General features: G+C 37.3%; 12 protein-coding genes. 7 read left to right on the top strand and 5 right to left on the bottom strand.

What is annotated here, in order from left to right:
* Positions 1 to 31: 31 nt before the first annotated feature.
* Entirely contained in the window at positions 32 to 511 is a 480-nt protein-coding gene (locus ACULEU_RS07085) for a hypothetical protein (protein ID WP_445454752.1), read from the bottom strand.
* 65 nt (positions 512 to 576) lie between these two features.
* Positions 577 to 2,958, bottom strand: a complete 2,382-nt coding sequence (locus tag ACULEU_RS07090) for a 7TM diverse intracellular signaling domain-containing protein (RefSeq protein WP_445454753.1) — start codon at positions 2,956 to 2,958, stop codon at positions 577 to 579.
* Between the two features lie 143 nt (positions 2,959 to 3,101).
* Between ACULEU_RS07090 and ACULEU_RS07095 the strand changes: the two genes are divergently transcribed.
* From ACULEU_RS07095 to ACULEU_RS07115, 5 genes are all read left to right on the top strand, one after another.
* Positions 3,102 to 3,671 (top strand): non-canonical purine NTP diphosphatase, encoded by a 570-nt coding sequence (locus ACULEU_RS07095; RefSeq protein WP_445454754.1) that lies wholly within the window; start codon positions 3,102 to 3,104, stop codon positions 3,669 to 3,671.
* A 173-nt stretch (positions 3,672 to 3,844) separates the two neighbouring features.
* Positions 3,845 to 5,791, top strand: a complete 1,947-nt coding sequence (locus ACULEU_RS07100; RefSeq protein ID WP_445454755.1) for a DEAD/DEAH box helicase — start codon at positions 3,845 to 3,847, stop codon at positions 5,789 to 5,791.
* A gap of 221 nt (positions 5,792 to 6,012) precedes the next feature.
* Positions 6,013 to 6,801 (top strand): carboxypeptidase-like regulatory domain-containing protein, encoded by a 789-nt coding sequence (locus ACULEU_RS07105; protein ID WP_445454756.1) that lies wholly within the window; start codon positions 6,013 to 6,015, stop codon positions 6,799 to 6,801.
* The gene (locus tag ACULEU_RS07110; protein ID WP_445454757.1) at positions 6,779 to 7,402 is read left to right on the top strand and encodes a DUF2306 domain-containing protein; all 624 of its coding nucleotides are present in this window, start codon (positions 6,779 to 6,781) and stop codon (positions 7,400 to 7,402) included. The genes ACULEU_RS07105 and ACULEU_RS07110 overlap by 23 nt, the downstream gene beginning before the upstream one ends.
* Entirely contained in the window at positions 7,399 to 8,280 is an 882-nt protein-coding gene (locus tag ACULEU_RS07115; RefSeq protein ID WP_445454758.1) for a YARHG domain-containing protein, read from the top strand. The genes ACULEU_RS07110 and ACULEU_RS07115 overlap by 4 nt, the downstream gene beginning before the upstream one ends.
* 31 nt (positions 8,281 to 8,311) lie before the next feature.
* Here the strand turns inward: ACULEU_RS07115 and ACULEU_RS07120 are convergent, their stop codons facing one another.
* From ACULEU_RS07120 to ACULEU_RS07130, 3 genes are read right to left on the bottom strand one after another with little or no spacing between them, the layout of a single operon-like run.
* Positions 8,312 to 8,974, bottom strand: coding sequence for a TrmH family RNA methyltransferase (locus ACULEU_RS07120; RefSeq protein ID WP_445454759.1), 663 nt, complete (start codon positions 8,972 to 8,974; stop codon positions 8,312 to 8,314).
* Positions 8,975 to 8,990: 16 nt separating this feature from the next.
* On the bottom strand, positions 8,991 to 10,403 hold the full coding sequence (locus ACULEU_RS07125) for a T9SS type A sorting domain-containing protein (RefSeq protein WP_445454760.1): 1,413 nt from the start codon (positions 10,401 to 10,403) through the stop codon (positions 8,991 to 8,993).
* Positions 10,404 to 10,444: 41 nt separating this feature from the next.
* Positions 10,445 to 11,722, bottom strand: a complete 1,278-nt coding sequence (locus ACULEU_RS07130; protein WP_445454761.1) for a hypothetical protein — start codon at positions 11,720 to 11,722, stop codon at positions 10,445 to 10,447.
* A 125-nt stretch (positions 11,723 to 11,847) separates the two neighbouring features.
* Between ACULEU_RS07130 and ACULEU_RS07135 the strand changes: the two genes are divergently transcribed.
* Positions 11,848 to 12,558, top strand: a complete 711-nt coding sequence (locus ACULEU_RS07135) for an SIR2 family NAD-dependent protein deacylase (RefSeq protein ID WP_445454762.1) — start codon at positions 11,848 to 11,850, stop codon at positions 12,556 to 12,558.
* A 108-nt stretch (positions 12,559 to 12,666) separates the two neighbouring features.
* Complete coding sequence (gene purB, locus ACULEU_RS07140; RefSeq protein WP_445454763.1) at positions 12,667 to 14,010, top strand: adenylosuccinate lyase; 1,344 nt, start codon at positions 12,667 to 12,669, stop codon at positions 14,008 to 14,010.

The following is a 14,010-nucleotide window of genomic DNA, read 5'->3' on the forward strand; positions in this document are numbered from 1 at the left end:
GCAATTAGAAATAGGTAGCGTTCTTATCTTTTTAGTGTTTAGAATCAAAAGGATCTTCATAAACATAATTAATCTTTAAATCTGTGATGGTTACCGTTTTGTCACCTATCGTCAATGAACCCGATGCTGTTGCTTTAAATCTACTGTTTTTATTTACACTAACCGTATTTTCAAAAGTACCATCTACAAAATCACCATCGAAGCTATTACCAATTATTCCTTGATGGTAAATAAATTTTTCAATGACATTATTTCCTTTCTTTTTGTACCGCATTTCCAGATAAAAACCGTATTCTTCAAAAGGAGAGGCAACAGATCTACCAAAATTCAAACCTAATTTATAACCATTATTAGTCAGGTCAATTCCGTATCCATATGCCTGAAAGGTCATCGGTACACCATTAATAGTGGCAGTTACTGAAGTAATCTTGTCTTCTGGATTAGCATTGTCTGAGGAACAGGATAAAAAACTTACCAAAATAAAAACCCCAAAAGCAATATTTTTGATCATAATAGTAGCTATTAAAAGTTATCAGATTTATTCTAAACGTATAAATGTAATTAAAAGAGTTACTATTACGATACCAACAATTTAATAATCTCAAATAACGTATCCTTATCCACCGGTTTTGATAAGTATTTGTTCATACCAATCTCAATAACCCTTGTCTTGGTGGTTTCCATAACATCTGCTGTTAAGGCAATAATCGGAATCGATTTCTTGTCTTCTCCAGCTTCACCATTGCGAATCGCAATGGTAGCTTCATAGCCATCCATAATCGGCATTTGTAAATCCATTAAAATGATGTCATAATCTTTTTCCATTAACTTTTGCACCCCTTCTTGTCCGTTATTGGCAAAATCGACCGTCGTATTAAGCCATTTTTTGGTAATCATTTTAATCACCATTTGGTTCATAGCATTATCCTCAACCACTAAAATAGCTTTACCGTTCAAATCATAGTCTGATGGCGCTGCAGCGGTTTCTATTTCTTTTTTAATTGCTACCGTTTCATAATCTAAACTGATGGTACATACGGTTCCCAATCCAATAGTGCTATCAACTTTTATCTTCCCGTCATGCAGATTAACCAAATGCTTAACGATGTAAAGTCCCAATCCCAAACCGCCAAACTTTCGCTTGTTATTGATACCTTCTTGTGAAAACGAATCGAAAATACTGTTGATTTTTTCTTTCGAAATTCCGACTCCGGTATCACTTACAATGAATGTAATTTTAGTTTTATGGTCTTTTCCTTTCTTAGCTTCTAATTTGAATTTGACAAAACCTTCGTTAGTAAACTTAAGTCCGTTACTCAAGATGTTTTGCAGAATCTGACTCAAACGGGCAATATCGCCTTTCACTAATTGCGGTAAATCATCTCCTTTTATAAAGGTAAATTCTAAGCCTTTGTCTTTGGCTTCACGCGAAAAGTTAGTGGCAATATGCTCAACTGTTTTGACCAAGTCAAATTCAGAAAGCTCCAGTTTAATCTCATTCTTTTCAATCTTGGAGAAATCAAGAATATCGTTGACCGAATTCAATAAGCTGTAGGTAGAATATTTTATAATTTGACTACCGTTTTGAATCTGCTCGTCTTGCGAGTCATTGGCCATCGATTTGGCTGTGTTCAAAATAGCATTTAAAGGTGTGCGTAATTCGTGACTGATATTCGACAGAAAATACGACTTCAGTTCGTTCATTTCCTCAGCTTTCTGAAGTGCTAAGGTTTGCAGTTCTTCCCGCTCATTTTTGAGGTTTCGTATTAAGTTCGCCATCGATAGCGAGAGGAAGATAACTTCCATTCCGGTGCCTAACTTAGAACCATTTTCTGTTAGGAAGTTGATCGGTAATACCCCAAAGTTTTTCAGAATAAAAACAACAAATCCGGCAATCAGGAAGAAGATACCAGTAGCAAAAAAACGGTCAATCTTCTTAGTACGAAGAAGAATGATAAATTGGGAAGCGATAATTAATAGTAGTAAAATCAACCCCAAACCATTGGCAATAGGATAGGCGTAGGCATGGTCCGGAATAATAAACAAAGATATAATCAACAATAAGTCAATCCCATAAACTACATAAAATGCTTTATTAATGGTCGTATTAAATTGTTTAATCTTTAAATAAACTTGCGCATAACATCCAAGAAAAAAACTAGCCAGACTCGCAAAAATAATGACCGCATGCAGTGAAAACCAACCCGATTGTGGTGTAACAAATTTGTAGAAATACCCATCAATCGAAAATTGAAGCAATCCAATAAAAACCACATACATGCTGTAAAAGAAAAAGGTTTTGTCACGCATGGCAAAATAAAAGAACAGATATAAAATAGCAGCTATCAATAAAATACCATAGAAAAACCCAAAAATAAACTGCTCAAAAGAACTCTCTTCCAAAATATTCTCTGAGGAGTGTAGTACCATAGGCATGGAAAGTTGTTCGCCATCGCTCTTTACATGCAAATAGAATTGCTGCAATTCTTGTGGTGCCAAACTTATTTTAAAAATAGTTTTCCGAACCTTATAACTTCGCTGATCAAAAGGAATCGCATCACCGCTGATGAATTTAGAAACGCTATTATCCTGTTTTATAACAAACAATTCCGCCACATCGGTAATAGGACGAGCGGTTTCAAAATAATAATTGAGCGGTTCGTTAGTGGTATTTTTTAATTGAAAACGAACCCAGATATTGTGATTCGTAAAACCAAAGTCTCGATTCTCTTTCTCCATAGGCAAAAACTGAAATGCTCTAATGGTTCGGATTTGTTCAAAACTGACATCCACTTTGCCCACATCAACATATTCGGCTTTACTATGAATAGAAATAGCTTCTTCTGGGTTGCTTTTTTGTAAAAGAAATTGAGCGTTAAGTGGCTCAAAGGCTGCAAGTAAGAACGTGATAAGGCAACATAAATGGCCCCAATTTATTAAAGTAATTGGTTTTCTCATATAAAGCGGTTTGTGGTATTTACTAGTAAATACGAATATAAAAAGATTTTGGTTTAAACATTTCCTAAAAAAGAGAAAGAGTAACTTTTACACCTAAAATACTTCGATTCTTCTCATCTTTGTACTAACTAATACTTTTTCTGATGCAACTCGTTTTCGCCTCTAATAATCCAAATAAGATAAAGGAAATCCAACTTTTGTTACCTGATACTATTCAGATTCTAAGTCTGGAAGATATTGGTTGTTTCGAAGATATTCCTGAAACGGCGACTACTATTGAAGGAAACGCCATTTTAAAAGCAGACTACGTTACTCAAAAATATGGCTATAATTGTTTTGCCGATGATACTGGCCTGGAAGTAATGGTTTTGAATGGGGAACCTGGAGTTTACTCGGCTCGCTATGCAGGCGAACAAAAAAATGCCGATGATAATATGGATAAATTACTATCAAATTTAAAAGACCAATCCAATCGGGCAGCACAATTTAAAACGGTAATAGCACTGAATCTGAACGGAAAACAAACCTTGTTTACTGGTATTATCAAAGGTGCAATCATCAAAGAAAAAATCGGGACTAATGGTTTTGGTTATGACCCGATATTTATGGCTAATGGCTATGATAAGACCTTTGCTGAACTGACTTTAGAAGAAAAATCGGTGATTAGTCATCGCGGATTGGCTGTTAAAAAATTAGTAGAATTCTTAAGATAGTTAACAGTCTCAGTCTCGGTTTACATTAAAATATGCGACTGAAAACTGTGACTGCGACTAACTCTTAGTATCAAATTTAATTTGTAAAAGTTAACATTCTGATTATCAAATAAAAACAAATTAGCGTATATGGTATTTAAAACTTACCTTTGCACCAAATTTTAAAACTTTATATGAATAAATTTGAACAATTAGGTCTGAATGAATCGTTACTGCTGGCGATCAAAGATCTAGGATTTGAGAATCCGTCAGAAGTACAAGAAAAAGCGATTCCAGTACTATTGGAACAAAACACAGACTTGGTTGCCTTAGCGCAAACAGGAACAGGGAAAACAGCCGCTTTTGGTTTTCCGCTTATTCAAAAAATTGATGCCGAAAACAGAAATACACAGGCGTTAATTTTATCACCAACGCGTGAGCTATGCTTACAAATCACCAACGAGATTAAACAATACTCAAAATATGTAAAAGGTTTACATACAGTGGCAGTTTATGGTGGTGCAAGCATTACGGAACAAGCCAGAGATGTTAAACGTGGAGCACAAATTATTGTAGCTACGCCGGGAAGAATGCAAGACATGATCAATCGTGGTCTTGTAAACATTAAAAACATTAACTTCTGTATTCTTGACGAAGCAGATGAAATGTTGAATATGGGATTTTATGAAGACATCGTATCGATTTTATCCGATACACCGGATGACAAAAACACATGGTTATTTTCAGCGACTATGCCTGCAGAGGTTGCTAGAATTGCTAAAAAATTCATGCACGATCCAGCAGAAGTGACAGTAGGGACAAAAAACTCTGGGTCGGCTACCGTTTCACATGAGTTTTATTGTGTGAATGCACGCGACCGTTACGAGGCTTTGAAACGATTGGCTGATGCTAATCCAGACATTTTCTCAGTAGTTTTTTGTAGAACCAAACGCGATACGCAAGCTGTTGCCGAAAAATTAATCGAAGACGGATACAACGCTGCTGCTTTGCATGGAGATTTATCTCAGGCACAACGTGATGGGGTTATGAAATCGTTCCGTGGTCGTCAAATTCAAATGTTAGTAGCTACTGATGTTGCGGCACGTGGAATTGACGTTGATAACATTACGCATGTAGTGAACTATCAATTGCCAGACGAAATCGAAACCTACAATCACCGTTCGGGAAGAACAGGAAGAGCTGGGAAATTAGGAACTTCTATCGTAATCATCACCAAAAGTGAATTGCGTAAAATTTCATCTATCGAAAGAATCATCCAACAAAAATTTGTGGAGAAAACAATTCCTAGTGGAATTGAAATCTGCGAAATCCAATTGTTGCACTTAGCCAATAAAATCAAAGATACCGAAGTAGATCACGAAATTGACAACTATCTTCCGGCCATTAACGAAGTTTTAGACGGTTTGTCTAAAGAAGAATTAATCAAGAAGATGGTTTCTGTCGAATTCAATCGATTTATCAATTACTACAAAAAGAAACGTGATTTATCAGGTGAAAAAGGTGGTGAAAGAAGCGAGAGAAGTTCGGAACCAAGAGAAATCAGAGCTGGAGATCCAGTTCGTTATTTTGTAAACATTGGTTCAAGAGATGACTTCGACTGGATGCAGTTGAAAGATTTCTTAAAAGAAACCTTAGACTTAGGTCGCGATGATGTATTCAAAGTGGATGTAAAAGAAGGATTCTCTTTCTTTAATACTGATGGAGAACACACTGATAAAGTAATGTCAATTCTGAACGGATTTGATATGAACGGACGTCGTATTAACGTTGAAATCTCTAAAAACGATGGCGGAAGCCGTGAACGTCGTGACCATAACGGAAGAAGTGGTGGCGGTGAACGCAGAAGCTCTAGCGGTTTTGGTGGAAGAAGTTCCGGTGGTGGAAGTTTCGGACCAAGAAAAGAAGGTGGATTCCGAAGCGATAGAAATAGTGCATCAGGAACAGAACGTTCAGACAGACCAAGAAGAGAAGGCGGATTCCGAAGCGATAGCGCTCCCAAAAGAGAACCAGGTTCTTTTCAAAGAGAAGAAAGAGCGCCTAGACGTTCTGCAGGAACATCAGACAGACCAGCTGGTCGCTCGTTTGACGATGCTAAAGCAAGAAGACCTAGAAAAAGCTAGATTTTTTAAAAGATAGTTATCCTGAAAAGGAATAATACTCTAAAACTCCGTTTTCCATAGTAAAAATGTGAAAACGGAGTTTCTATTTAATCCCAAGTCCTAATTCCTAATTCCTAATTCCTAAATCTCAAATCTCCTTTTGTTAATTTTGTTCTAATTCTAATGGCAAACTGTACAATATCTTAAAAGAGTTTCATACTTTTAAACCATCAAAAGCTGCTATGAGATATTTATTACTTTCCTTTCTAATTCTTTTTTCCGTGAGTGCTATGGCACAAGAAAATCCGTTGGCTCAGAAAGTTACCGGAACCATTATCAATGACAATACGCTGTTGCCTATTGCCAATGCCAATGTTATTAATATCAATAAAGTAAAAGGTGTTGTTACCGATAAAAAAGGATTTTTCGAGTTGGAAGTAAGTGTGAATGATACGATACATATTTCCTTATTAGGCTATCAATCACTTCGCGTAAGAGTTACTAATGACTGGTTGAAAAATGGTACAGCAAAATTGCAGCTGACCGAAAAAGCCATAGCGTTGGAAGAAGTAATTGTAAAAAAGTACGACCTAACCGGATATCTTGAAATTGATTCCAAATTGATTCCCGAAAAAGACAATTACCGTTACAGTATTTCGGGATTACCTCAAGGTTATGAAACCGGAAGCTCTTCACCAGGCGCTTTTTCCCGTGTATTGGGTTCTATCTTCAATCCGGCAGACATGCTCTATAATTTCTTCGGAAACAAGTCTAATGAGCTTAAGAAGCTCAAAAAGATGAAAAAAGACGATACCGTTAGGCATTTACTCGAATCTAAATTTGATAGAGAAACCTTAGGCGTATTATTGGGTATCGACAAAAAGGAAATTGCCGAAATTCTTACCCGTTGCAGTTATTCGGAAGAATTTATCAAAACGGCCAACGATCTTCAAATTATGGATGCCATTAGTGAATGCTACGAGCAGTACAAAGTGTTATCCAAAAAGCATGAGAAGTACATTCACGAATAGTGGGCAAATCCTCCTAATTGTCTTTTTTCTATTGATGCTCAACATCACGTTGAAGTATGTTTCTTTTGATTCTGATGTAGCATTTTTACAAATAAAACAAACCGAAGTCACATCCATTCCAGGATATCTTGTTATTTTTTATATCCACGTTTTTTCCTCCATTTTTACCTTGTTAGCTGGCTTTACGCAGTTCAATGAGTCCTTGCTAAAAAAACGACCGCAATTACATCGATTCATAGGAAAAGTGTATGTTCTTGTTGTGTTATTTTTGGCCGCACCTTCCGGATTTTTTATCGGATTGTATGCGAATGGTGGCTTCTATTCTAAAATAGCGTTCGTCCTTTTATCGTTACTTTGGTTTTACTTTACGCTGAAAGGTTTTCTAGCCATAAAAAAGCATCAAATTGCCAGTCATAAAGCTTTTATGCTTAGGAGTTTCGCACTAGCATTTTCTGCCGTTACTTTGCGGTTGTGGAAAGTGATTCTCGTATATTTGTTTCATCCGGCACCGATGGATTTGTATCAAATCATTGCTTGGCTGGGCTGGATTCCGAATTTATTGCTTATTGAATATTATATCTATAAACAGAAAAACAAATGAAGAAAATTATTCTAATTATAGTATTGGCAGTTGCTGTTGCTTCCTGTAAAAAAGAAAAAAAAGCCACAATGATTACTGATGATGTGGTTGTTGAAGATCCTTATGCTGATTTTTATGGAAACTGGGTGGGTGATTTTGTGGTGTCTGAGGCGGATAGTACTGTTTTAGAAACGGACTATATGATTAGTAACAAAATCAACATCATTATCAAGAAAATTGAAAAAGGGAAAGTCTACGGACAAAGTATTGTAGCGGGAAATGTTAGGCCTTTATTGGGAACCATTACAGATAATGCCGACGAATTTGTCATCAATCTAAAAGAACCCGGCGATAGAGATGATGATGGAGAATTCGAATTTAGAATAGCAAATGATACATTGGAAGGTATATGGTTTGTTGCACCCAAAACAGTTCCGGTATGGGAACGCACGTATAAGCTGACCAAACAACCGTTCAAATACAATCCAAAGCTGATGCTTTCGGAAGAAGGGAATTACATCGATTATTTCAGTATGAAGACAGACAGTACCAAATATACCAATGATGACGGTACGGAAGAAACGTTTTATGAAGATACTTATCGAATGGCATCGGATATCATTACCAAATTAAACGCTTCAACAACATTACTCAAAGAAAGTGATCTGAAAAATCTAAAGAAACTCGAATTGGAAATCATCCGGAACACTATTTTCGCGCGTCATGGTTACACTTTTAAAAAGAAGTCTTTCCGTCAATTCTTTGATCCTGTGGACTGGTATATTCCGGTTACGGATGATATGTCGGGGAAACTGACGCTAATTGAGCAAAAGAATATTGTGCTTTTAAACCGTTTTCAGAAATACGCCGAAGACAACTATGATTCCTTTGGAAGGTAATTTCAAACTTCCAACTTCTAGCTTCCAACTTCTAACTCCGTTTTTCAGCATAATACCGTTCCTCAATCCGTTTAATATCCTTAATGGTATTCTTGGCCCAAAGCAAACGCTTTTCAAGTACTTCTTCTTCGGTTAATTGCCAATTTACATCAGATTGGCGTAGGCGAGTGGTAAGGTCCTGAATGATAATAGCTGCCGAAACCGATATGTTTAGACTTTCTGTAAATCCTACCATAGGAATCTTCAGATAGCCATCAGCTTTGTTCATTACTTCTTCCGAAAGTCCTTCTTTTTCAGTACCAAAGAACAGCGCACTTTTCTTGGTTACGTCAAAATCCTGCAACAAACACGAATCATTATGTGGCGTCGTGGCGATGATTTGATAGCCTTTACTTTTTAGAGTTTCGATGCAGTTGGTAATGTTTTCAAACTTATTGATGTCCACCCATTTTTGAGCGCCCATAGCAATTTCCTTATCAATGTTTTTACCAAAGCGCTGCTCTACGATATTGATTTCCTGAATCCCAAAAACCTCACAACTACGCATTACTGCACTGGTATTGTGAAACTGGAATACATCTTCTACAGCAACCGTAAAGTGATTGGTTCTGGTGGATAATACGCTGGCAAAACGCTCTTTGCGGTTATCGGTTAAGAATTCTTCGAGGTATTCCAAATAAGCCAGGTCAGTCATGCTTTATATACGAAGGTTAGTCTTTGATTATATTAAAATTCTGTATTCCTTCATCTGTAAATATCCTAACAAGGTAGCTACCTTTATTAAGTGTTAAGAGATTAACCTGTACCTTATCTGAGTTATAGGAATTAGTAAATACCTGTCTTCCTAATACATCATAACATTCAATTTTATATATAGCTGCTTCAGCTTCAATATGCAGAATACCGTTTGTTGGATTTGGATAAGCCTTTATTGAGATCAAATCATTCTCGATTCGTTCAACCGATAAAAGGGCACACAGATCCACTGGAGTCGGAACTAGATAATTTTGTTGTGGTGGAGTAGGATTTAAACCAAGCATGCTTACATAATTGAATCCCCATACCCAAATATTCCCATTATTTTTGATAGCATAGGAACTATGCGAACCTACTGCAACTGAATTCCAGTCGTTATCTGTTGTGATTTGTATTGGAGAAAGATTTGACATCGAAGGAGCGTCTGTCCCTAAAGTATTGTTACCAATCTGTCCCGAATTATTAAGTCCAAAAGTCCATAATGTTCCATCCGCTTTAACAGCAACATTATGCCCTAGTCCGGATTTTATTTTCATCCAGCTATTTTCAGTCCCGATTTGTGTGGGTGCTGTTTTAGCTAATCCAGTTCCATCACCTACCTGGCCAAAATCGTTTATTCCCCAACCCCAAAGCGTACCGTTACTTTTTATAATCATAGTATGTAGGTTTCCTGCCGACATATCACGAGGATTTAGCCAATCCGTTCCAGTTCCCACTTGGGTAGGAGCGAGTAGTTGATTTGTTGTATAACTTCCTCCAGTCCCAATTCCGGTAACATTCCATCCCCAGTACCAAAGCGTACCGTTACTCTTTATAGCTACAGTATGGTAGTATCCCTGTATAACTTTTACCCAATCATTATCAGTTCCTAATTGAGTTGGTATAAGTCTGTTGATATTTGTTCCATCACCAATTCCTCCTTCGTCATTCCAGCCCCAGTTCCATAATGTGCCATCACTTTTCAATGCTATTGAAACATGCCTTCCTGTTCCGACCTGTATCCAGTTGTTATCGGTCCCTATTTGTGTTGGCTCCAAAATAGCTGTCATTGATCCGTTACCTAAATAGCCTAGTTGGTTTTTACCAAATGCCCAAAGGGTTCCATTGGCCTTTAAGGCAATGCAGTGATTATCTCCAACAGCTATTGTTTCCCAATCAGCATCACTACTTATTCTTGTTGGTACACGTGTAGAACCAGCTGTTCCATTACCAAGTTGATTCTCCGCATCGCCACCCCAACTCCAAAGTGTATGGTCGGATTTAATGACTACGCAATGACCTCTGCCAGCGCCTATCATATCAACACATTGTGCATTGGAAAATAATGAAGCAGCAATGCAAGCTATAGAAAGTATTTGTTTTTTCAATTGATTATCATTTAGATGTCAAATATAGTATTTTAATCGAATTATCTATTCGCCTCTGATATCCAATGAAACTGTTTTTCGGCTAATGGAAACGGCTTTTCATTTCTGACAAGCTCATAAAACAACGTGTCTTTTTTAAAAATTCCTTCTAACTGTAGAGTTCTTTTATCGATGAGTTTGTATTTCATGGTAAATAGACCGACGCTATCGTTGCTACCTTCCTTAAAATTGATCGTTTGTTTAGACTTGTCGACGTCATAAATAAAATAGGCTCTTCCGTATCTGTTTAGGAACATAGTATCTTTTGTTTTCATACTTCCTTTTTTTTGTTTGTCAAATACAAAATCCTTCCACGATAAGGTATCCATGGCATCGATGGCTGTGATTCGATGGTTCTTTTTAAAGGTTTTGATATTGTAAACACCATGCGGAATACAAATATTCTCCAAAGTATGGGTTTCTTGATGCCATCTGATACAATCCACAATATTCCATCCGATAAAAAACAAGAGAAAGACCGCTTTGAAAGCAATTGTAATAATTCTTTGCCATCTTTTAGTAAAACGATGTTCGTAATTATTTGTTGGTGTCGCAGGCTTCCCTAATATAAAGAAGTTAAGGTATTTTTTATAGTCGATAAGCAGCAAGTACAGACAGCAAAGTACGATTTGCATGGAGTACAACTTCACCGGAATATCGTAACTCAGATTTAACGCAAACACATTGACAAAGACTCCCAAACCAATAATCAAACCAAGCGGAATGGTTCTTTTGTATAGTAACAATAGTGCCACCATCAATTCCATTACACCCGAAAACATCTGATAGGGTTGCGAATACCCCATAAACATCCAGCTGAGGCGCATCGGCAGAAAATCGCCCAAAGGAGTGGCTAACTGACTCAAAGTAGGAAAAGGCATTTGCTGTGCAAATATTTTAATGATTCCGTAGCTAAGACCAACAAAAATGATATTGTATCGAATTAAATTGGGTAACCAATACGTAAACATACTGTTAGGCTTATCTTTCTTATCCAATAATGACCAAAGAATTGCAATAAAGAAGGAAAGCATAATGATGGTATAAAACTCAGCCCAAGCATAGGAAGTATCGCCACTACCATTGCCATTGATGTTCAAAACCTCTTTAACATGCAATAGATGATCATTAAAAAACGTTACAATCCCTTTCATAACGAATCTATAGCCCATAGCTATATAATTGAAACCCGGAATAAATTCAAACCACAGCCAGGGCGCAATGGTCAGTAAAAAATAGAGAAAGAAAAATCTAATGGATATTTTTTTAAGGAGTCTCATACGCGATTGATTTTAGAAAAATAATATGAATTTAAAAATTAGTCGCGAAAACACGAAAATTTCTGCCCATATTTTTTAATTAAAAATAGTTTTATATTTACCAACCAACCAAAAATCGTGTATCTATGCCCACTCTAAAAAAGAAACTTGTCGTCCTCACTGGAGCCGGAATATCGGCCGAAAGCGGGATCAAAACCTTTCGCGATGCCGACGGATTGTGGGAAGGGCATGATGTGATGGAAGTCGCGTCTTATGAGGGTTGGCTTCGGAATAAGGAATTGGTGCTCGACTTCTACAACCAACGTCGTCGACAATTACATCAAGTCAAACCCAATAATGGGCATCTTGTTTTGGCTGAACTTGAGTATGATTTTGAAGTACATATCATTACCCAAAACGTTGACAATCTCCATGAGCAAGCAGGGAGTTCACAAGTCCTGCACTTGCACGGCGAACTCCTCAAAGTGAGAAGTGACAGTAATCCTCCTTTGCAGATTGTAGATTGGAGTGTTGATTTGAATCTAGGCGATGTAGATGCGGCTGGAAATCAATTGCGACCACATATCGTTTGGTTTGGTGAAATGGTTCCGGCGCTAGAAGAAGCTATAACTATTACGGAACAAGCAGATTATGTGGCTGTACTTGGAACATCACTTCAGGTGTATCCTGCAGCCAGCTTGATGCATTATGCCAAGCCGAATGTTCCTGTTTTTTATATTGATCCCAAACCGGCAAGCATTACTAACCTGCAAAATCCATTAGAAGTTATTCCGATGAATGCAACGGATGGCGTTCCTTTTTTAAGAGAAAAACTGCTTAAAGAACATGGAGCATAGAGAATAGAATAAAGATTTTTATGAATAGGTTTTTGTCTATTTTCTATTTTCTATTCTCTTTATTCTAATTTGGATTACCTAAATTTGCACCTTACAAAACAACACAACATGTCACTAACGCCTTTAAATGCTGTTTCTCCTATAGACGGAAGATACAGAATCAAAACCAAATCACTTTCCGCTTATTTTTCTGAAGAAGCCTTAATCAAATATCGTGTCCTGATTGAAGTAGAATATTTCATTGCGCTGTGCGAAGCTGATTTACCGCAATTAAAAGGAGTCGATAAAGCCAGCTTTGAACCTTTGCGCAATCTGTATAAAAACTTCTCTACCGAAGATGCGCTGTGGATTAAAGAAACCGAAAAAACTACCAATCACGATGTGAAAGCGGTCGAATATTTCATCAAAGAACAATTCGAAGGATTGGGATTATCGGCGTATAAGGAGTTTATTCATTTTGGACTAACATCACAGGATATCAACAATACCGCGATTCCGTTATCAACCAAAGAAGCATTTCAGGAAGTCTATTTAAAATCTTTAATTGGATTAGTAGCCAAGTTAAAAGAACTCGCAATGGAATGGCATGATATTCCGATGCTTGCAAGAACGCACGGTCAACCAGCTTCGCCAACGCGTTTAGGAAAAGAGATTTTGGTTTTTGTGGAGCGTCTCGAAGAGCAAATGCGCTTGTTGTTCAACATTCCTTTTGCCGCTAAGTTTGGTGGTGCTACCGGAAATTTTAATGCGCATCATGTGGCGTATCCGAAGGTAGATTGGAAGCAATTCGGAACCGCTTTTGTAGAAGATACGCTCGGTTTACAACATTCTTTCCCAACAACACAAATAGAGCACTACGATCATTTTGCTGCCTTTTTTGATGCTTTAAAAAGAATCAACAACATTGTAATTGATTTGGACCGCGATATTTGGACGTATGTATCGATGGACTATTTCAAACAAAAGATTAAAGCGGGTGAAATTGGTTCTTCAGCGATGCCCCATAAAGTAAATCCGATCGATTTCGAAAACTCGGAAGGGAATTTAGGAATTGCCAATGCCCTTTTTGAGCATCTTTCGGCCAAGCTTCCCATCTCAAGACTGCAAAGAGATTTGACAGATAGTACCGTTTTAAGAAATATTGGAGTTCCAATGGGACATACATTAATCGCTTTTGATGCTACGCTGAAAGGCTTAAACAAACTATTGCTAAACGAATCCAAGTTTGCCGAAGACTTAGAGAAAAACTGGGCCGTTGTTGCCGAAGCCATTCAGACTATTCTAAGACGAGAAGGCTATCCTAATCCGTATGAAGCGTTGAAAGGGTTGACCCGAACCAATTCGGTCATCAACAAAGCAGCCATTCATAATTTTATAGCAACCTTAGAAGTTTCGCAAACCATTAAAGACGAGCTACTGCAAATTACGCCTAGTAATTATGTTGGGATTTAA

Source organism: Flavobacterium sp. 25HG05S-40, from assembly GCF_052654735.1.

Coding starts and splice junctions, on each gene's coding strand:
- ACULEU_RS07130 (WP_445454761.1), bottom strand. CDS start 11,722: ATGAGACTCCTTAAAAAAATATCCATTAGATTTTTCTTTCTCTATTTT.
- ACULEU_RS07085 (WP_445454752.1), bottom strand. CDS start 511: ATGATCAAAAATATTGCTTTTGGGGTTTTTATTTTGGTAAGTTTTTTA.
- purB (WP_445454763.1), top strand. CDS start 12,667: ATGTCACTAACGCCTTTAAATGCTGTTTCTCCTATAGACGGAAGATAC.
- ACULEU_RS07115 (WP_445454758.1), top strand. CDS start 7,399: ATGAAGAAAATTATTCTAATTATAGTATTGGCAGTTGCTGTTGCTTCC.
- ACULEU_RS07110 (WP_445454757.1), top strand. CDS start 6,779: ATGAGAAGTACATTCACGAATAGTGGGCAAATCCTCCTAATTGTCTTT.
- ACULEU_RS07105 (WP_445454756.1), top strand. CDS start 6,013: ATGAGATATTTATTACTTTCCTTTCTAATTCTTTTTTCCGTGAGTGCT.
- ACULEU_RS07135 (WP_445454762.1), top strand. CDS start 11,848: ATGCCCACTCTAAAAAAGAAACTTGTCGTCCTCACTGGAGCCGGAATA.
- ACULEU_RS07120 (WP_445454759.1), bottom strand. CDS start 8,974: ATGACTGACCTGGCTTATTTGGAATACCTCGAAGAATTCTTAACCGAT.
- ACULEU_RS07095 (WP_445454754.1), top strand. CDS start 3,102: ATGCAACTCGTTTTCGCCTCTAATAATCCAAATAAGATAAAGGAAATC.
- ACULEU_RS07090 (WP_445454753.1), bottom strand. CDS start 2,958: ATGAGAAAACCAATTACTTTAATAAATTGGGGCCATTTATGTTGCCTT.
- ACULEU_RS07100 (WP_445454755.1), top strand. CDS start 3,845: ATGAATAAATTTGAACAATTAGGTCTGAATGAATCGTTACTGCTGGCG.